General features: G+C 74.2%; 18 protein-coding genes. 8 read left to right on the top strand and 10 right to left on the bottom strand.

The features are described 5' to 3' along the window. The first annotated feature begins 12 nt into the window (after positions 1-12). Positions 13-1,326 (top strand): serine hydrolase domain-containing protein, encoded by a 1,314-nt coding sequence (locus OHQ87_RS04165; RefSeq protein ID WP_328345109.1) that lies wholly within the window; start codon positions 13-15, stop codon positions 1,324-1,326. 113 nt (positions 1,327-1,439) lie between these two features. Here the strand turns inward: OHQ87_RS04165 and OHQ87_RS04160 are convergent, their stop codons facing one another. Then, positions 1,440-2,267, bottom strand: a complete 828-nt coding sequence (locus OHQ87_RS04160) for a DUF3097 domain-containing protein (RefSeq protein WP_328345107.1) — start codon at positions 2,265-2,267, stop codon at positions 1,440-1,442. A gap of 127 nt (positions 2,268-2,394) precedes the next feature. Between OHQ87_RS04160 and OHQ87_RS04155 the strand changes: the two genes are divergently transcribed. Next, positions 2,395-3,189: a hypothetical protein gene (locus OHQ87_RS04155; RefSeq protein WP_328345105.1), complete on the top strand. Its 795-nt coding sequence runs from the start codon at positions 2,395-2,397 to the stop codon at positions 3,187-3,189. Between the two features lie 129 nt (positions 3,190-3,318). Here OHQ87_RS04155 and OHQ87_RS04150 read toward each other — a convergent pair whose 3' ends face one another. The 7 genes from OHQ87_RS04150 to OHQ87_RS04120 form a co-directional block, all read right to left on the bottom strand. Further along, positions 3,319-4,098 (bottom strand): HAD-IIA family hydrolase, encoded by a 780-nt coding sequence (locus OHQ87_RS04150; protein WP_328345103.1) that lies wholly within the window; start codon positions 4,096-4,098, stop codon positions 3,319-3,321. A gap of 39 nt (positions 4,099-4,137) precedes the next feature. Beyond that, entirely contained in the window at positions 4,138-5,169 is a 1,032-nt protein-coding gene (locus OHQ87_RS04145; protein WP_328345101.1) for a ferrochelatase, read from the bottom strand. Positions 5,170-5,269: 100 nt separating this feature from the next. Further along, positions 5,270-6,037: an enoyl-ACP reductase FabI gene (gene fabI / locus OHQ87_RS04140; protein WP_328345099.1), complete on the bottom strand. Its 768-nt coding sequence runs from the start codon at positions 6,035-6,037 to the stop codon at positions 5,270-5,272. 23 nt (positions 6,038-6,060) lie between these two features. Beyond that, positions 6,061-6,765, bottom strand: a complete 705-nt coding sequence (gene fabG / locus OHQ87_RS04135; protein WP_328345097.1) for a 3-oxoacyl-ACP reductase FabG — start codon at positions 6,763-6,765, stop codon at positions 6,061-6,063. 797 nt (positions 6,766-7,562) lie between these two features. Beyond that, on the bottom strand, positions 7,563-8,513 hold the full coding sequence (locus OHQ87_RS04130) for a VWA domain-containing protein (RefSeq protein ID WP_328345095.1): 951 nt from the start codon (positions 8,511-8,513) through the stop codon (positions 7,563-7,565). Then, positions 8,510-9,517, bottom strand: a complete 1,008-nt coding sequence (locus tag OHQ87_RS04125; protein ID WP_328345093.1) for a DUF58 domain-containing protein — start codon at positions 9,515-9,517, stop codon at positions 8,510-8,512. Before OHQ87_RS04125 ends, OHQ87_RS04130 begins: the two co-directional genes overlap by 4 nt. Continuing rightward, the gene (locus tag OHQ87_RS04120) at positions 9,496-10,605 is read right to left on the bottom strand and encodes an AAA family ATPase (protein WP_328345091.1); all 1,110 of its coding nucleotides are present in this window, start codon (positions 10,603-10,605) and stop codon (positions 9,496-9,498) included. The genes OHQ87_RS04125 and OHQ87_RS04120 overlap by 22 nt, the downstream gene beginning before the upstream one ends. Before the next feature lie 241 nt (positions 10,606-10,846). On the opposite strand from OHQ87_RS04120, the gene OHQ87_RS04115 reads away from it, so the two are divergent. Genes OHQ87_RS04115 through OHQ87_RS04105 form a run of 3 tightly spaced genes read left to right on the top strand, consistent with a single transcriptional unit; the run spans position 10,847 to position 13,016 of the window. Next, the gene (locus OHQ87_RS04115; protein WP_328345089.1) at positions 10,847-11,077 is read left to right on the top strand and encodes a hypothetical protein; all 231 of its coding nucleotides are present in this window, start codon (positions 10,847-10,849) and stop codon (positions 11,075-11,077) included. Continuing rightward, positions 11,074-11,592 (top strand): PH domain-containing protein, encoded by a 519-nt coding sequence (locus OHQ87_RS04110; RefSeq protein ID WP_328345087.1) that lies wholly within the window; start codon positions 11,074-11,076, stop codon positions 11,590-11,592. The genes OHQ87_RS04115 and OHQ87_RS04110 overlap by 4 nt, the downstream gene beginning before the upstream one ends. After that, positions 11,589-13,016 (top strand): PH domain-containing protein, encoded by a 1,428-nt coding sequence (locus tag OHQ87_RS04105; protein ID WP_442930674.1) that lies wholly within the window; start codon positions 11,589-11,591, stop codon positions 13,014-13,016. Before OHQ87_RS04110 ends, OHQ87_RS04105 begins: the two co-directional genes overlap by 4 nt. Positions 13,017-13,109: 93 nt before the next feature. Here the strand turns inward: OHQ87_RS04105 and OHQ87_RS04100 are convergent, their stop codons facing one another. Next, positions 13,110-14,150: a phosphatase PAP2 family protein gene (locus OHQ87_RS04100; protein ID WP_328345085.1), complete on the bottom strand. Its 1,041-nt coding sequence runs from the start codon at positions 14,148-14,150 to the stop codon at positions 13,110-13,112. A 147-nt stretch (positions 14,151-14,297) separates the two neighbouring features. Here OHQ87_RS04100 and OHQ87_RS04095 point away from each other — a divergent pair, with 147 nt between their 5' ends. Together OHQ87_RS04095 and OHQ87_RS04090 are read left to right on the top strand one after the other, a co-directional pair. Continuing rightward, complete coding sequence (locus tag OHQ87_RS04095; RefSeq protein ID WP_328345083.1) at positions 14,298-14,702, top strand: thioesterase family protein; 405 nt, start codon at positions 14,298-14,300, stop codon at positions 14,700-14,702. Beyond that, on the top strand, positions 14,699-15,529 hold the full coding sequence (locus OHQ87_RS04090; RefSeq protein ID WP_328345081.1) for an MBL fold metallo-hydrolase: 831 nt from the start codon (positions 14,699-14,701) through the stop codon (positions 15,527-15,529). The genes OHQ87_RS04095 and OHQ87_RS04090 overlap by 4 nt, the downstream gene beginning before the upstream one ends. Positions 15,530-15,639: 110 nt before the next feature. Here OHQ87_RS04090 and OHQ87_RS04085 read toward each other — a convergent pair whose 3' ends face one another. Beyond that, positions 15,640-16,572: a carbohydrate kinase family protein gene (locus OHQ87_RS04085; protein ID WP_328345079.1), complete on the bottom strand. Its 933-nt coding sequence runs from the start codon at positions 16,570-16,572 to the stop codon at positions 15,640-15,642. 340 nt (positions 16,573-16,912) lie between these two features. On the opposite strand from OHQ87_RS04085, the gene OHQ87_RS04080 reads away from it, so the two are divergent. Then, complete coding sequence (locus OHQ87_RS04080) at positions 16,913-18,058, top strand: lytic polysaccharide monooxygenase (protein ID WP_328345077.1); 1,146 nt, start codon at positions 16,913-16,915, stop codon at positions 18,056-18,058. The last annotated feature ends 128 nt before the right edge of the window (positions 18,059-18,186 follow it).

Below are 18,186 nucleotides of genomic sequence, written 5' to 3'. Positions count from 1 at the left end.
GAGGAGCCGATGGTGACCCTGCTCTCCGAGACCGTCCGCCGGATCGACACCGTCGTGGCCCAGGCCCAGGCCGCGGGGCGTACGCCGTCGTTGGTGCTGGGCATCGTGCGGGACGGGACGCTTGTCCACCTGGCCGCGGCCGGCGACCACCCGCGCCCCGACGCCGACCTCCAGTACCGGGTGGGCTCGATCACCAAGACGATGACCGCGACGCTGCTGCTGCGGGAACGCGACGCCGGCCGGGTCACCCTCGACGACCCGCTGGAGCGGCACCTGCCGGGCACCGCCGTCGGCGGGCTCACCCTGCGCCAACTCCTGGGCCACGCCAGCGGCCTGCTACGCGAGCCCGACGGCCCGTGGTGGGAGCGGACCGGGGGCACCGACCTGGCCACCCTGGTCGCCGGTGTGACCACGGACAAGGTCGGCTACCCCGCCTGGCGCGGCTACCACTACTCCAACCTGGCGTACGGGCTGCTCGGCGGGGTGTTGGAGCGGGTCACCGGGACGCCCTGGGCCGACCTGCTCACCGCCCGGATCCTCGACCCGCTGGGTATGCGGCGTACCACCTACCACCCCACCGAGCCCTACGCGCCGGGCTACGTGGTGCACCCCTGGCACGACACCCTGCGGGAGGAGCCGCGCACCGACACCGGGGCGATGGCCCCCGCCGGGCAGCTCTGGTCGACGGTGACCGACCTCGCCCGGTGGGCGGCGTTCCTCGCGGACCCCACCGACGAGGTGCTGGCCGCCGACACCCTCACCGAGATGTGCACCCCGGTGATGCTCAACGACCTGGACTCCTGGCGCGGCGGGCACGGCCTGGGGCTGGAGCTGTACCGCGACGGTGACCGGGTCTACGTGGGCCACGGCGGCTCGATGCCCGGCTACGTCGCCGCGCTGACCGTGCACCGGCCCAGCCGGACCGCCGTGGTCGGCTACGCCAACTCGTACGGGTTCCGCACCGGCCACATCGGCGGGCTGTCCCGGCAACTGCTCACCCTGGTCCTGGACGCCGAGCCGACGCCGGTCACGCCCTGGCGACCGGCCGCAGCCCCACCCGCGGCCGAACTGGCCGAGCTGACCGGCCGCTGGTGGTGGATGGGCATCGAGTACGAGGTCCGGGCCGACCCGGCCGGCGAGCTGTGGGCCGGTCGGGTCGGCAACCCGACGCTCCGGTTCACCCGGGAGGGACCGGACCGTTGGCGTGGTCGCTCCGGGGACCAGGACGGCGAAGTCCTCGCCGTGCTCCGCGACCCGGACGGGCGGGCGGTGGGCCTGGACATCGGCACCTTCGTCTTCACCCGCACCCCCGACCAGGAACCCTGACCGGATCACCCGGACGGGCACGCGGGGCCGGCCGGCGCCCACGGGTGGCCGGGCCCGCCGTGCCCGGGTCGGTCGCGGGCGTCCGGCCGGCGAGGTGGCGGGCCGGACGCAGGTCAGCCGGCGGCGGTGCGGTCCGGTTCGGTGACGAAGTCGATCAGGCGTTCCATCGCGTTGATCAGCGGGGTCTCCACGTCGGCGAAGCTGTCCACCCGGGACAGGATGCGCCGCCACATGTCGGCCGGCTCGGCCACCCCGAGGGCCGCACAGACGCCCTCCTTCCAGGGCCGGCCCGGTGGCACCACCGGCCAGGCCCGGATGCCCAGCGCGGCCGGTTTGACCGCCTGCCACACGTCGACGTACGGATGGCCGGTGACCAGCACGTACGGGGAGTCCACCCGGGCCACGATCCGGCTCTCCTTCGAGCCGGGCACCAGATGGTCGACGAGCACCCCGAGCCGGCGGGCCGGGCCGGGCGCGAAGGCACCCACCTCGGCGTCGAGGGCGTCGATGCCGTCCAGCGGCTCCACCACCACGCCCTCGACCCGCAGGTCGTCCCCCCAGATCCGCTCCACCAGGGCGGCGTCGTGCACCCCCTCGACCCAGATCCGGCTGGCCTTGGCCACCTGTGCCCGGACGTCGGCCACGGCGATCGACCCGGAGGCGGTACGGCGACGGGCGGCGGGAACCGGGGCACGGACCGGCCTTCGCAGGGTCACCGGTTTCCCGTCGAGCAGGAATGCGGCAGGCAGCAGGGGGAAGACGCGTCGACGGCCGTGCCGGTCCTCCAGCACCACCGCGCCCGACTCGAACCCGACCACCGCGCCGCAGAACCCCGAGTCGGCGTCCTCCACCACGAGATCCACCTCGGCGTCGACCTCGGGGGTGACCTTCCGCCGCCGCCAGTCGCCCGCCAGCACGTCCTCGCCGTATCGCCCCGCCATGTCGATCACGCTAACCCCCGCCGCGCCCCGGCACCTCCCGACGCGCCCACCCGCGCGGTGGGCCGGCCGGGCGACCTACGACACGGCAGTCGAGACAGGGGCGGCGGGGAGCACGTACCCTTTCGGCATGTCCTCCCCCGCAACGGGCGCGGCCACCCTGGCCGCGCGCCGGTCGAGCCGTTTCGTGGCCTGGGTACGCGCCTGGCGGGCCGGCCTGGTGCCCTTCGACGAGGTGACCGAGTCGGTCGCCGGCGACGAGGAGCACCTGGTCGCCGACGCCCCGGGCACCTGGCGGGACGTGCCGTTGCGGGAGGCCCTGCCGGCGCTGGCCAAGCTCTCCCCCGACGAGATCCGGCTGGTGCTGCCGGCCCCCGGCGACCCACGCGGGCTGCCCGGTCCGGGCGACTTCGCCGGTGCCGCGTTGCTGGCCGGGGAGGCCGTGGTGGCCGGCGGGCTCGGGCTGATCCCCGAGGTGCGCAGCCACACCTCGGGTTCGGGGATGACCTGGGAGACGGTGCTGTGGCGGGTCTACCCGCTGCCGGCCGACGCGCCGAGAGCGTCGCTCACCGCACCGGGAGCGGCCGAGGCGGAAGCCGAACTGGCCACCGCGCTTGCCGAGTCGACCGCCGCGCTGACCCGGCTCGACGTGGCCCAGTGGCGGCCCGAGCTGGCCGGGGCGCTCGCCGCGCTGCGTCGCCCGGACGGCGCCACCGACCTGCCACCCGGGTTCGACCCGCGTTCCCGGCGGCTCTTCGCCCGCGCCGCCGTGGTCGACCGGGTGCTCGCGCTGGCCGGGGAGAGCGCGCCCGGCGGGGCGGTCAACAACCACGAGGCCCAGCAGCGCGACGCCGCCCTGCGCCCGCTCACCACCGCCTGCCGACAGGCGCTGGTCGCCGCCTGCAACGCCCCGCTCCGCCCCTGACCGCACGCCGCTGACCCCGCACGGCTCCTGACCCCGCACGCCCGTGACCGCACCCGTGCCGCCCGTCCCACCGCCGCGCGCTGACCGGGTCGGTTCCGGCACCGGTTCGTGCCGCCGGACCGCCGTGGCTCAGATCTCGTCGATCAGGTCGAGCACCGAGTCGACGATCCGGGACGGCCGGTACGGGTAACGCTCCGTCTCGGCCCGGGTGCTGATCCCGGTGAGCACCAGGATCGTCTCCAACCCGGCCTCCAGTCCACACAGGATGTCGGTGTCCATCCGGTCGCCGATCATCGCGGTGCTCTCCGAGTGCGCGTTGATGGTGTTCAGCGCCGAGCGCATCATCATCGGGTTCGGCTTGCCGACGAAGTACGGCTCCACCCCGGTCGCCTTGGAGATCATCGCGGCGACCGAGCCGGCGGCGGGCAGCGCGCCCTCCACCGACGGGCCGGTGACGTCCGGGTTGGTGCAGATGAACCGCGCCCCGTCGTTGATCAGCCGGACCGCCTTGGTGATCGCCTCGAAGCTGTAGGTGCGGGTCTCCCCCAGCACCACGTAGTCCGGGGCGAAGTCGGTCAGCACGTAGCCGACAGCGTGCAGCGCGGTGGTCAGCCCCGCCTCCCCGATCACGTACGCGGTGCCACCCGGCCGCTGGTCGGCGAGGAACTGGGCGGTGGCCAGCGCCGCCGTCCAGATCGCCTCCTCGGGCACCTCGAAACCCATCCGGGTGAGCCGGGCCTGGAGGTCACGCGGGGTGTAGATCGAGTTGTTGGTCAGCACCAGGAAGGGTTTGCCGGACGACCGGAGCCGGTTGATGAACTCCGGCGCGCCGGGAACCGGCTGCCCCTCGTGCACCAGCACGCCGTCCATGTCGGTGAGCCAGCTCTGTACCGGTCTGCGGTCAAGCATCTGTCGTCCCAAGGGGGTGTCGGAGCGGGCGGGTCGTCATCAGGGGCGGCGGGCGGCCGACACGCAGCACGGGGTCGGACAGGTGTCCCACATGGGCAGCTCACCGAGGCGACGGCGAAGCCGTTCCCCGTCGGGCGTGGTGCGTTCGGCCACCAGTTCGCGGACCATGGTCACGAACCTCGGATCGGTGCCGGGGGTGCCGGCGCGGACGAAGTCCAGGCCGAGCTGCGTGGCCGTCTCCGACGCCTCGGTGTCGAGATCCCAGACCACCTCCAGGTGATCGGAGACGAACCCGATCGGGCTGACCACCACCCCGGTCACGCCCTGCCCGGCGAGGGCGGTCAGGTGGTCGTTGACGTCCGGCTCCAGCCACGGGACCTGGGGCGGGCCGGAGCGGCTCTGCCAGACCAGGTCGTACGGCAGGTCGGGCGCGGCGGCGGCGTGCACCAGGCGGGCGGTCTCGGCCAACTGCGCGGTGTACCGGCCGCCCTGCGGGCCTGCGGTGGCCGCCGCCGAGCTGGGAATGGAGTGCGCGGTGAAGACCAGCCGGGTGGTGTCCCGCCGCGCCGGGTCGAGCTTGCCCAGCGCCGCGCGCACCGCGTCGGCGTGCGGCTCGACGAAGCCGGGATGATCCCAGAACTGCCGCAGCTTCTCGATCACCGGGGCGTCCGGGCCGACGGCGGCGCGCGCGGCGGCGATGTCCTCCTGGTACTGCCGGCAGGACGAGTAACCGCCGTAGGCGCTGGTGACGAAGGCGAGCGCCCGGGTGATCCCGTCGCCGCGCATGTGTTCCACTGTGTCGGCGAGCATCGGATCCCAGTTCCGGTTGCCCCAGTAGACCGGCAGGTCGACGTCGTGGGCGGCGAAGTCCGCCCGGATCGCGGCGAGCAGCTCACGGCACTGCTCGTTGATCGGGGAGACCCCGCCGAAGTGCAGGTAGTGCTCGGCGACCTCGGCCAGCCGTTCGGGCGGCACCCCCCGCCCCCGGGTCACGTTCTGGAGGAAGGGCAGCACGTCCTCGGGCCGCTCCGGGCCACCGAAGGAGACCAGCACCAATGCGTCGTACGACATGGGGTGCATTCTCCCCCGCGCCCGGCGACGGTCCGACGACGCCCCCTGGTCGGCGGACATGACGGAAGGGCCCCGGGAGCGGGGCCCCTCCGTGTGGCGGTCAGGCGCCGAGGACGTGGTACCCGCCGTCGACGTGGACGATCTCGCCGGTGGTCGCCGGGAACCAGTCCGACATCAGCGCGAGGCAGGCGCGGGCGGCCGGCTCCTGGTCGGTGAGGCTCCAGCCGAGCGGGGAACGCTCGGTCCACGCCTGCTCGAACTGCTCGAAGCCGGGGATCGACTTCGCCGCCATGGTGCGCAGCGGCCCGGCCGCGACCAGGTTGCTGCGGATGCCCTGCTTGCCCAGGTGCACCGCGAGGTAGCGGGACACGGACTCCAGACCGGCCTTGGCCACGCCCATCCAGTCGTAGACCGGCCAGGCCTTGGTGGCGTCGAAGGTGAGCCCGACCACCGCCCCGCCCGGCGACATCAGCGGCAGGGCCGCCATGGCCAGCGACTTGTAGGAGTACGTGGAGACCTGCAGCGCGGTCGCCACGTCCTCCCAGGGGGCGTCGAGGAAGCCGCCGCCGAGGCAGCTCTGCGGGGCGAAGCCGATCGAGTGGACCACCCCGTCGAGGCCGTCGACGTGCTCGCGTACCTGGTCGGCCAGGCCGGCGAGCTGCTCGGGGCTGGTCACGTCCAGCTCGATGATCGGCGCCGGCTGGGGCAGCCGGCGGGCGATCCGCTCGACCAGCGAGAGCCGGCCGTAGCCGGTGAGCACGACCTGGGCGCCGTTCTCCTGGGCGAGCTTCGCCACCGAGAAGGCGATCGAGGCGTCGGTGATGACGCCGGTGACCAGCAGCCGCTTTCCGGCGAGCAGTCCTGACATGTGTTGGCTTCCTCCGTACGTTCTCAGTGACCCATGCCGAGGCCGCCGTCGACCGGGATGACGGCACCGGAGATGTAGCCGGCGGCGTCCGAGGCGAGCCAGGTGGCCACCCCGGCGACCTCGTCCGGTGTGGCGAACCGGCCGGCCGGGATGACCTTGCGGTACTCGGTGCGGCGGTCCTCGGGCAGCTTGGCCGTCATCTCGGTGTCGATGAAGCCCGGGGCGACCACGTTCGCGGTGATGTTGCGGCCGCCCAGCTCCCGGGTGATCGAGCGGGCCACCCCTACCAGACCGGCCTTGCTGGCGGCGTAGTTGACCTGGCCGGCACCGCCGTAGAGCCCGATCACCGAGGAGATGAAGATCATCCGGCCCCACTTGGCCCGGAGCATCTTGGACGAGGCCCGCTTGGCGCAGCGGAAGGCACCCGTCAGGTTGGTGTCGACGACCCCGGTGAACTGCTCCTCGGACATCCGCATCAGCAGCGTGTCGTCGGTGATGCCGGCGTTTGCCACCAGCACCTCCACCGGGCCCAACTCGGCCTCGACGGCAGTGAAGGCGGCGTCGACGGAGGCGGAGTCGGTGACGTCGCAGCGGACCCCGAACAGCCCCTCGGGGGCGTCGCCGCTGCGGTGCGTGACCGCCACCCGGTCGCCCTGCTTGGCGAAGGCCTGCGCGATGGCCAGTCCGATTCCCCGGTTGCCGCCGGTCACCAGCACGGTACGGGCCACGGGTCCCCCTTCGGTTCCGCTGATCATTCCGGTCGGAGCCTAGGCGTTACCGACAGGTAACCGCTAACGGTCCGCCGTCGACGTACCCGCCGTGGCGCGGCGGCGCGGCCCGGCCGGTGCGGACCCGCCCCCGACGACTGGCCTGCACCGCCAGCCGGCGTCGCGGCCGGGTCCGTCGGGTCACTCCTGGTCCACCGGACCGGTGCCGGCCAGTCGTTTACGCGTCCCCGGCCTCCCCGTTGTACGATGATCGGCGTCCGCGAGCCGAATGCCGCTCGCGTTTTGGGCCCCGCCGACCGCAGGAGGTGATCGCTGTGCGAGATAGCGATCCTCCCAGTCGTGGCCGGGCCCTCCGTCAGCCCCGCTGAGCCACGACTCAGTCGGTTGAGCTGACCCAGCTCCCGCTCCCCGCACCGCACCGCTGCACCCTCGGCCGTCAGCCGGAGGTTCGGCGGGTGCCGGTCCCACGGTGGAGCAGCCCGGTCACGACTTCGTGTGTGCGCCCTGACCAACCCCCTGCGGTCCGCCCGCCCCGCGGACCGTCCAGTCGCCACCGGAGCCGTTCATGAGCCGTTACGTCGCCCCCCTGAGCTTCACCCTGGCCGCCGTCTGGGTGGCCGTCGTGTTCGTGCTGGCCGGCGGCGGTCACTGACCACCACCGGCCCGCCCGGCCCGGGCGCCACCGACCGGCCCGAGCACCCGGCCCGGGCGCCACCGGTCAGCCCGAGCACCCGGCCCGGGCGCCACCGGTCAGCCCGAGCACCCGGCCCGGGGCGCCACCGGTCAGCCCGCCCGCGTCACAGCATCCGGGACGTCCACAGCAGGCTCAGCCCGCCCGCGCAGAGTGCCAGCAGCAGCGCCACCCCCGCGTACCACTGGGTGATCTCGCGCGGCTCGGTGCGGAACCCGATCGACGAGCCCATGTCCTGGTAGACCTGCTTGAGCTCGGCGACCGAGGCCGCCTCGTAGAAGAAGCCCTCGGTGGTCTCGGCGAGCTGGGCCAGCGCCAGCCGGTCCACCGGCACCCGCTGCAACTGGCCCCCGATGTCCACCTGACCGGAGTCGGTGCCGAACGCGATGGTGGAGACCGGCACGTTCGCCGCCTGCGCCGCCGCGGCGGCCTCCTCCACCGACCGGCCCGAGGTGCGGAAACCGTCGGACAGCAGCACGATCCGGGCCGGGGGGATCCCGGCCGCGCCGTCCGCCGGCACCGAGCGGATCGCCTCCAGGCAGGTGAACACCGCCTCGCCGGTGGCGGTCGCCTCGGCCAGGGTCAGCCCGTCGATCGCGGCGGTCACCGCCGCCCGGTCCTTGGTGGGCGCCACCAGCACGTTCGCCGCCTTGGCGAAGGAGACCAGCCCCAGGTTGTAGCTGGCCGGCAGCTCACCCACGAACTGCTTCGCCGCCTCCTGGGCGGCCTCCAACCTGTTCGGCGACACGTCGTCGGCCTGCATCGACAACGACACGTCGATGGCGAGCATCACGGTGGCCCGCTCCAACGGCTCCTGGGTGTCGATCGCCGGCCGGGCCATCCCGGTGGCCAGCGCCACCATCGCCAGCAGCAGCGCGGTCGCCGCCGCGTGCCGCCGCCAGCCCAACCCCTTCGGCGCGAGGGTACGCAGCAGGTCCACATTGGTGAACCGCATCGCGTACGCCCGGCGGTGGCGCTGCCGCCAGACGTACGCCGCGGCCAGGGCCACCACCGGCAGCAGCGCCAGCAGCCACCACGGTTGCATGAAACGGATCATCGCGTCGTCCCCCGGGTGCGGGCGTGCCGCTGGGCGGCCACGAATCGCACCATGTCCAGCAGCCAGTCTCGGTCGGTACGCAACATCAGGTGCCCGGCGCCGGCGGCGCGCAACTCGGCGGCGATCGCGCCGCGCTGGGCGGCAGCAGCCTCGGCGTAGCGCCGCCGCAGTCGCGGGTCGGCGGTCTGCACCTCGTGCAGTTCCCCGGTCTCCGGGTCCACCACCGGCAGCACCCCCACGTCGGGCAACTCCAGCTCGCGCGGGTCGACCACCTCGATGGCCAGCACGTCGTGCCGGACCCGCAGCTTACGCAGCGGCCGACCCCACTGCGCGGGCGGTGCGAGGAAGTCCGAGATCACCACGGCCAGGCCACGCCGGCGCGGCGGCCGGTTGAGCAGGTCCACCAGCGCCCCCAGATCGCCGCGCCCGGGTCGCAACGGGGTGTGCGCCACCGCGCGCAGCAGCGCCTGGGCCTCGCGCCGGCCGGAGCGGGCCGGCACCCGGGTCATCACCCCCGGCCCGGTGGGCGGCGGCGGGGCGGGCCGCCACCGGCGGGCGGGCGCTGGCGGCGCCTGCTCCCCGGTGCCGATCACCGCGCCGATCCGGTTGCCGCCGCGCACGGTCAGGTGGGTCAGCGCGGCGGTCGCGGCGACCACCACGTCCCGTTTGAGCCACCGGCCGGTGCCGAAGTCCAGGCTCGCCGACAGGTCCACCGCCAGCCACGTCTCCAACTCCCGGTCGGCCACCGTACGCCGCACGTGCGGGGTGGTGGTGCGGGCGGTGACCGGCCAGTCCATCCGGCGTACGTCGTCGCCGGGGCGGTACTCGCGGGACTCCCCCGCCTCGCTGCCCGGCCCCGGCAGCAGACCCGCGTAGTCGCCCTGGAGCAGGCCGTCGAGCTTACGGGTGACCAACAGTTGCAGCCGGGACAGCACCGCCTCGGTCCGCTCCCCACCGGCGTCGGCCGGGCGTACCGGTGTGGTCACGGCCGCTGCCCGGGCCAACCGGCGGCCGGCGGGCCGCTGACCGGCGGCGGCGCGGACGCCTGCTGCCGGGGCGCCACCGAGGGCAGCGGGATGGTCGACATCACCCGGTGCACCACGTGGTCGGCGGGCACGTCGTCGGCGAGCGCGTCATAGCTGAGCACCAGCCGGTGGCGCAGGATGTCCGGCGCGATGTCCTGGACGTCCTGCGGCAACGCGTAGTCCCGGCCGCGCAGCAGCGCCAGTGCCCGGGTGGCCCGGATCAGGCCGAGCGAGGCGCGCGGGCTGGCCCCGTACTGGATCAGCCGGGCCACGTCGGGCATGCCGTGCTCGGCGGGGCTGCGGGTGGCCAGCACCAGCCGGACGGCGTAGTCGACCAGCGCGTTGTGCACGAAGACCTGGTCGGCCTTGCGTTGCAGGGCGAGCAGGTCGTCGGCGGTGAACACCTGCGCCGGCACGGGGGCGGCGACCCCCATCCGGTAGACGATCTCCCGCTCCTCGGCGTCGGTGGGGTACCCGACGACGATCTTCATCAGGAAGCGGTCCCGCTGCGCCTCCGGCAACGGGTAGACGCCCTCCTGCTCGATCGGGTTCTGGGTGGCCATCACCAGGAACGGATCGGGCACCCGGTGGGTCTGGCCGCCGATGGAGACCTGCCGCTCGCTCATCACCTCCAGCAGCGCCGACTGCACCTTGGCCGGGGCCCGGTTGATCTCGTCGGCGAGCAGGAAGTTGACGAAGACCGGGCCCAGCTCGACGTCGAACTTCTCGGTCGACTGCCGGTAGATCCGGGTGCCCATGATGTCGGCCGGCACCAGGTCCGGGGTGAACTGCACCCGGGCGAACTCGCCACCCACCACCCGGGCCAGGGTCTCCACCGCCAGGGTCTTGGCCACCCCCGGCACCCCCTCCAGCAGGCAGTGCCCCCGGGCCAGGAGCGCCACGAACATCCGCTCCACCATCCGGTCCTGCCCCACGATCACCCGCTTGATCTCGAACAGCGCGCGCTCCAGCAGAGTGGCGTCCTGGGCGGGGGTGGTCACCGTCGCAGATGTCTCGGGGGCCGTCCCGTTCGGGGTCGGGGCGTCGGGCGTGGTCGGCTGGGCCACCGGTCCTCCACAGCATGATCGGTCGTCGTGGCGTGGTGCGGTAACAAGACTCGCATGCCCGGCTGAGAGCCGAGGTGGGGAGAACCCGATTTCGGGCACGCCGTCCGGATCACCGAATCACTGAACGAGGCTGGACACGAAGGGGTCTGCCGCGTGTACGATTCACCCCGTCGCCGGGCGGCTCCCCCCGTGGCCGCCCGGCGCTCAAACTTCCGGTCCCGGGCGTGCCTACACTCCCCTGGTGACCGATCCCACCCCCGCCGACGAGGCTCCCGTGTGTTCGTCCCGGGGGTGTCGCGCGCCCGCCGTCTGGGCCCTGCGCTGGAACAATCCCCGACTGCACGTCCCCGACCGACGCAAGACCTGGCTCGCCTGCCCGGCCCACCGGGGCAGCCTCGGCGACTTTCTCGACGCTCGCGGGTTCCTCCGTGAGGTCGCCGCGCTCCCCGGATCGCATACCCTCGAAGCGTGAACGCTGCCGAGCCACCCCAGTCCCCGGTGAGCGCCCTCGAACCCTGGCCGGACACCGTCCGCTGGCAGCCCATCTCGACCGACCTGATCTGGGTGGAGCTGCTCCGCCTGGCGCTGGGCCTGGCGGTGCTGCTGGTCGGGTTGGCGCTGGGCTGGGCGTTGCAGGGGCACTGGCTGTTCGGTGCGGGCTGCGCCGTGGTGCTGCTCGGCGGCGGCTGGCGGGCGGTGACGATCGTCCGGGCCGTCCACGCCTGGGGGTACGCCGAGCGCGCCGACGACCTGCTGGTCCGGCATGGGCTGCTGGTCCGCCGGTTGTCCATCGTGCCGTACTCGCGGATGCAGTTCGTCGACGTCAGCGCCGGCCCGCTGGAACGCGCCTTCGACCTGGCCACCGTGCAGCTGCACACCGCTGCGGCGGCCACCGACGCCCGGGTCCCCGGCCTACGGCCGGCCGAGGCGTCCCGACTGCGTGACCGGCTCACCGCCCTCGGTGAGGACCGGGCGGAGGGGCTGTGACCGACGGTCGTCCCGGCCCCGGCGCGGCCCACCCGGCGGTCCCGGGGTTCCCGAGCGCCCCGGGCTCCCCTGCGGGGGCGGGCGGTGCCGAGCCGCGGCAGCGGCTGCACCCATTGAGCCCCGTTCTACAGGGGGCGAAGTCCCTGGCGGTGGTGATCGCCGGCCTCTCCTGGTCGACGCTGTCCCGGGTGGGCTTCGGGTGGTTCGCGGTGCTGGTGGCGGCCCTCGCCCTGGGTGCGACGGTGCTGGCGGTGGTCAGCTGGTACAACACCGGCTACCACGTCGTCGGGCGGGAGCTGCGGGTGCACGAGGGTCTGCTGTGGCGGCGTACCCGGGCGATCCCGCTGGAGCGGTTGCAGGCCGTGGAGGTGGTCCGCCCGCTGTTGGCGCAGCTCACCGGGCTGGCCGAGCTGCGCCTGGAGGTGGTCGGCGGCGGCAAGACCGAGGCGCCGCTGGCGTACCTCTCGGTCGTCGACGCGGACCGGCTGAGGCAGCGGCTGCTCGCCGTGGCCGCCGGCACCCCCGACCGGACGACCGCCGACGCGGCACCGTCGACAGGGGGTGCGGAGGCGGACGCCGCGCCGGTGCCGGCACCGACCGACCGGGAGCCGGCGGGTCGGCCGCTGCACGCGGTGACGAACACCGACCTGCTGGTCAGCCAGTTACTCACCCCGCAGGCCTTCCTGCTCCCGTTCGGCGTCGCCTTCGTGGTGGCGCAGTTCCTCTCCGAGGGATCCTGGTCGTTCATCGCGGTGGCCAGCACCCTCACCGCGATGGCCGGCGTGCTGCTGCAACCGGTCCGCCGGGTCCTCGACGACTGGAACTTCCGACTGGCCCGCGAGTCCGACCGGCTACGCATCCACAACGGCCTGCTGGAGACCCGGATGCAGACCGTGCCGCTGGAACGGGTGCAGACCGTCGGGGTGACCTGGCCGCTGCTCTGGCGGATGAAGGGCTGGCTGCGGCTGCGGCTGGAGGTCGCCGGCTACTCCGGCGGCGAGGCCGACGACCGCAACCGACCCGACCGGCTGCTGCCCGTCGGTGACCTGACCGTCGGCGCGGCCATCGTCGACGAGGTGCTGCCCGGGGTGCGGCTGACCGCGCTGCCGCTGACGCCGCCGCCGACCCGGGCCCGCTGGCTGCGCCCGCTCAGCGCCCGGGTGCTCGGCGCCGGGCTGCACGAGCGGGTCTTCGCCGTCCGGTCCGGCCTGCTCACCCGGCAGGTGGCGCTGGTGCCGTACGCCCGGATCCAGAGCGTGCGGGTGGTGCAGGGGCCGGCGCAGCGGCGGCTGCGGCTGGCCACGGTGCACGTCGACACCGCCGGCGGGTCGGGTGCCGCCGCGCACGACCGTGACCTGGCCCAGGCCTGGGCGCTCGCCGCCGAACTGACCGCGCGGTCCCACGCCGCCCGCCGCGCCCGCTGACCGCGCCCGCGACCTGCTCGCCCGACCCCGACCCTCCGGGCTCGGCCGCGACGGGCGGCGGCCGACCCGGCGTGGCACGCAGGGCTGGGCAGGTCAGCGACCGGCTGCCTCCGACCCGACGACGGCGGGCGTGACCGGCGCGGCCTCGGCGGCACCGGCCCGGTCGTCGTCGCTGCCGGCCCGCCGGGCGCGGCGGGCCCGCCAGGCCCGCTCGGCCAGGCCGACGACCAGGAACGTCATCCCCACGTACGCCCAGCCGACAAGTACGTCGATCACGTAGTGCTCACCGCTGTAGACCAGGGTGAAGGTCATCGCCAGCGGGTACGCCAGCAACAGCGGCCACCACCGTCGGCGGGTCGACCGCAGGAAGAACAGCACCACGAACAGCGCCCAGGCGGTGTGCAGCGACGGCATCGCGGCGACCGGGTTGGAGGCGATCTGCCCGGCGTTGAGCAGGTTGCCCGCGCCGTGCATGCCGAACTCCTTCCAACCCCGGGTGGAGATCCGGGCGACCTCGGTGAGCAGGCCGTTCTGCGCCGCCCACCACGGCGGCGCGGCCGGGTAGACGAAGTAGGTGACCAGGCCGGCGGCGCAGAGGAACCCCCACCGCCGCATGTACGCACCCCAGCGCTCCCGGCTGCGCAGCCAGAGCACGGCGGCGGCGGCCAGCGTCACCACGAAATGGGAGAAGTAGACCCAGCTGGCCAGCACGTCCCACCAGTGCACCTCGGGGCGGTAGAGGTGCTGCTGGAGCCAGATCGTCGGCACCTCGCCCCCGGTGGCCCAGCCGAACATGACCCGGTCGGCGACGATCAACTCGTACGCGTGCGGGGTACGGCCGTTGTCGGCGAAGCCCCGGGAGAGGTTGTAGAAGGCGAGCAGCAGCACCACCGGGATCCAGTCCCGGGCGAAGGCCAGGTGGCTGCGCCACGGCCGACCCCAGTTCCAGGCGACGGTGCCGGCCCAGATCCAGCAGAAGGCGTACGCCGGGTCTGTCGGCAGGCCGATGACCAGCCAGGTCACCACGAAGGCGACGCCCCAGACGGACATCGCGATCACGCGGCGACGTCCACCGGCGGGCGCGCCGACGGACTCGGACGGGACGGGGGGCGGGGGCTCAGTCACAACGGCCATCGCGGTCAAGGTTAACGGTGGGCAACGTATCGACCACCGCCGACCACCTGTCGGGTGGCCGCCGCACGCGGGACCGCCCGACGTCGGGGTCGACCGGCCGCCGGTCTCCCGGCCGACGCCGGTGCCCCGCCCACTAGGCTGATCCCCATGCAGGAGCAGCCGGACGAACCCTTCCCGCCGGGGCTGACCGGCCAGGTCGAGCTGACCGTCACCGAGGCCGACACGGCGCAGGCCGTCGGCTCCGGTGACGTGCCGGTGCTGGCCACCCCCCGGGTGCTCGCCCTCGCCGAGGCCGCCACGGTGGCCGCGACGGCAGCCGGGATGCCCGCCGGCCGGACCACGGTCGGGGTCCGGGTCGAGCTGGCCCACCTGGCCGCCACCCCGGTCGGGCGGACCGTGGTGGCCCAGGCCCGGCTGGTCGAGGCCGACGGCCGACGGCTGCTGTTCGAGGTGGCGGTGACCGACGGCGACGCGACGGTGGCGTCGGGCCGGGTGGAACGGGCGCTCGTCGACCGGCAGCGCTTCGTCGCGCGGGCGGCACGGCTGTCATGACGTTCCGGTTCACCGAGATCGCCGACCGGGTCCACGTGCTGCGCGAGCCGCTGCTCGACGTCAACGTCACGCTGGTGGTGGGCGACGACGCCGCGCTCCTGGTGGACACCCTGTCCACCGCCGGGCAGGCCGCCGCGCTGGCCACCGCGGCGCGGGCGGTCACCCCACACCCGTGGACGCTCGTCAACACCCACCACCATTTCGACCACTGCTTCGGCAACGCGACGCTCGCCACCGACCCACCCCGCCCGGTGTACGCGCACGAGGTGGCCGCCGCCGCGCTCCGCGACCGGCCGGACCGGCTGCGCCGGGCGGCCTGGGAAGAGATGCGGGCGGAGCATCCCGGGCTCGCCGCCGAGCTGGCCGGGACGACCCTGCTGGCCCCGACGCACACCGTGCACACCGAGACGGTGCTGGACGTCGGCGGCCGGCGGGTGGTGCTGCGGCACCCGGGTCACGGGCACACCGACGCGGATCTGGTGGTGCACGTGCCGGACGCCGACGTGCTGGTCGCCGGGGACCTGGTGGAGCAGTCCGGGCCACCGGCGTTCGAGGAGTCGTACCCGTTGCAGTGGCCGGACGCGGTCGCCGAGCTGCTGCGGATGACCACGTCGGCGACGGTGGTGGTGCCCGGCCACGGGGAACCGGTGGACGCGGAGTTCGTCCGGGCCCAGCACGCCCGGCTGGTCGAGCTGGCCTGGCTGATCCGGGCCGCCCACACGGCCGGCGCACCGCCGGAGCGGGTGGCCGCCGACTCCCCGTTCGGTGCCCGCCCCGGCCTGGTCGCCGCCCGCCGGGGCTACCTCGAACTCGACGGCGCCCCCTGACGGCCGCCGGCTGACCGCCCGGCGTCGGCGCTGACCGCCCACCCGCCGGCCGCCCGCCGTCGCCCGACCGGGCGATCGGGCGGTCCGGCGACCGCGAGGGGCTGCGGCGGTCAGGCGGCGAAGCGGCGGCGCACCTCGTCCCGGGTGGGCATGGCGACCGCGCCGCCGGGCGACTCGCAGACCAGGCCGGCGACCCGCAGCGCGAACGCCACCCGCCGGTGCCAGTCGGCCGGCGCGGTCGGTTCGCCGTCGACGAGCAGCTCGGCCACGAGCGCGGCCATCACCGAGTCACCCGCGCCGGTGGCGTCCACCGCCCGCACCTTCGGGGCGGGCACCCGGACCGGGTCGGGGCCGGCGGCGACCAGGGCACCGTCCGCGCCGAGGGTCACCACCACCGTGCCCGCACCCAACTCCCGCAGGTACGCCGCGACCCCCTCGACCGGCTCGTCGGGCCAGAGCAGGGCGGCGTCGGCGCTGCTGAGCTTCACCAGGTGCGCCCCGGCGGCGAACTCCACCACCACCTCCCGCAGACCGGCCAGCTCCGCCGGACCGGCCAGCAGCCGGGGGCGGACGTTGGGGTCGAAGACCCGCAGGCCGGGCGCGAGCGACCAGGCCCGGCGTGCGGCGGCGAGCGTGGGCGGGCTCAACAGCACGATCGAGCCGCAGTAGAGCACGTCCGCGCCCTCGACCAGCGCCACGTCCAGGTCGGCGGCGGCGAGCAGGCCGTACGACGGCGGGTCGCCGTAGAACCGGAAGTCCGGCTCGGCCCCGGTGTGCGTGGTCACCGCCAGCGTGGTGGGTGCCGCGACGGTGACCGCCCCGGTCAGCCCGACCCCGGCGGTGGCCAGGAAGTCGCGGATCCGGCCGGCGAGCACGTCGTCGCCGAGGGAGCCGACGAACTGGGCCGTGCCGCCGAGCCGGGCCACCCCGACGGCGACGTTGAGCGGGCCGCCGCCGATCGCCTGGCGGAACACCGGCCGACCCTCGCACTCGGCGTCCAGCAGGTCGATCAGCGCCTCACCGAGCACCACCGCGTATCCCACGTCGCCTCCCAGCGCCTCGTCGTCCGGCTACCAGGCTGGCACAACGGCCCACGCCGATCGGGGCCGGCCGGGCAACCGGACCCTACCCATCGAGCAACGACTATTGCGCGGTTCGTCCGGACGTGATGGTATTACTGTGCCGGGCCGGCGCGGAGGGCTGCCGCACCCGCTCGGCGATCAGCTGGGGTCAGACGCGAGAGGCACCGGTCCGTGGGCACGGACCGCCGACGGCACTCGCCCGCCGGCCCCTGTCGGGCCGCCGGCCAGAGCCGCGACCGACGCATCCCTCACCTTGTGCGGGGCAGGCGCTCACGCCACCCCCGCGGATCAGGAGAAGCTCGTGCTCCGTTCCCGTACGGCCGCGTTGTTCACCGCGGCCGCCACCCTCGCCTTCGGGGCCGTCGCCCTGACGGTGCAACCGGAACCGGCCGCCGCGCACGGCACGCCGATCGTTCCGGGCAGCCGGACCTACCTGTGCTGGCAGGACGGCCTCTCCCCCACCGGCGAGATCAGGCCGAACAACCCGGCCTGCTCCGCCGCCGTCGCCCAGAGCGGCACCAACTCCCTCTACAACTGGTTCAGCGTGCTCCGCTCGGACGCCGGCGGACGCACCGTCGGCTTCATTCCCGACGGCAAGCTGTGCAGCGGTGGCAACACCGGTTTCGCCGGGTACGACCTGGCCCGCACCGACTGGCCGCTGACCCACCTGACGTCCGGCGCGCGGCTGGACTTCAAGTACAGCAACTGGGCCCACCACCCCGGCACGTTCTACTTCTACGTGACGAAGGACAGCTGGAGCCCGACCCGGCCGCTGGCCTGGAGCGACCTGGAGGAGCCGTTCCTCACGGTGACCAACCCGCCCCAGCAGGGCGCGTCGGGCACCAACGAGGGGCACTACTACTTCAGCGGGAACCTGCCGTCGGGCAAGTCCGGCCGGCACATCATCTACTCCCGCTGGGTCCGCTCGGACAGCCAGGAGAACTTCTTCGGCTGCTCGGACGTCACCTTCGACGGCGGCAGCGGCCAGGTGACCGGGGTCGGCAGCGGTAACAACCCCACCACTCCCCCGCCGAACCCCACCACGACGCCGCCCAACCCGACCACCACGCCGCCGAACCCCACCACGACGCCGCCGAACCCGACCACCACGCCGCCGAACCCGACCACCGCACCGCCGGGCAACAGCGACTGCATGGCGGTCTACCGGGTGGTCAGCGCCTGGTCCGGTGGTTTCCAGGGTGAGGTCACCATCATGAACCACAGCACCCGCACCTACGGTGGCTGGGCGGCGAGCTGGACCTGGCCCAACGGCCAGGTGATCTCGCAGGTCTGGAACGGCACGCTGAGCACCAGCGGGTCGACGGTGACAGTCACCAACGCCGCGTACAACGGCTCCGTCGCGCCGGAGAAGACGACCACGTTCGGCTTCACGGCCAGCAGCACCGGAACGAACGGGCTGCCCACGATCACCTGCTCCGGCCGGTGACCTGACGCTGAGGAGGACCGGAGGCCCCCGCCCGTCGGGGGCCTCCGACTCATCCGGCGACCGGTGCCCGACGCGCGGGCAGCAACCTGTGGACCGGCGATCCGGGCAGCCCGCGGACCTGCCGGGGG

The sequence above is a fragment of the Micromonospora sp. NBC_00421 genome (assembly GCF_036017915.1).
In the GTDB taxonomy this organism is placed as follows: domain Bacteria; phylum Actinomycetota; class Actinomycetes; order Mycobacteriales; family Micromonosporaceae; genus Micromonospora.
The sequence above is the reverse complement of the archived record's forward strand: the minus strand, read 5'-3'. Positions and strand labels throughout refer to the sequence as shown.

Excerpts from the sequence above, each read along its gene's own strand:
- OHQ87_RS04160 (WP_328345107.1), bottom strand. The coding sequence starts at position 2,267 with ATGGCGGGGCGATACGGCGAGGACGTGCTGGCGGGCGACTGGCGGCGG.
- OHQ87_RS04155 (WP_328345105.1), top strand. The coding sequence starts at position 2,395 with ATGTCCTCCCCCGCAACGGGCGCGGCCACCCTGGCCGCGCGCCGGTCG.
- OHQ87_RS04150 (WP_328345103.1), bottom strand. The coding sequence starts at position 4,098 with ATGCTTGACCGCAGACCGGTACAGAGCTGGCTCACCGACATGGACGGC.
- OHQ87_RS04145 (WP_328345101.1), bottom strand. The coding sequence starts at position 5,169 with ATGTCGTACGACGCATTGGTGCTGGTCTCCTTCGGTGGCCCGGAGCGG.
- fabI (WP_328345099.1), bottom strand. The coding sequence starts at position 6,037 with ATGTCAGGACTGCTCGCCGGAAAGCGGCTGCTGGTCACCGGCGTCATC.
- OHQ87_RS04130 (WP_328345095.1), bottom strand. The coding sequence starts at position 8,513 with ATGATCCGTTTCATGCAACCGTGGTGGCTGCTGGCGCTGCTGCCGGTG.
- OHQ87_RS04100 (WP_328345085.1), bottom strand. The coding sequence starts at position 14,150 with ATGGCCGTTGTGACTGAGCCCCCGCCCCCCGTCCCGTCCGAGTCCGTC.
- OHQ87_RS04095 (WP_328345083.1), top strand. The coding sequence starts at position 14,298 with ATGCAGGAGCAGCCGGACGAACCCTTCCCGCCGGGGCTGACCGGCCAG.
- OHQ87_RS04090 (WP_328345081.1), top strand. The coding sequence starts at position 14,699 with ATGACGTTCCGGTTCACCGAGATCGCCGACCGGGTCCACGTGCTGCGC.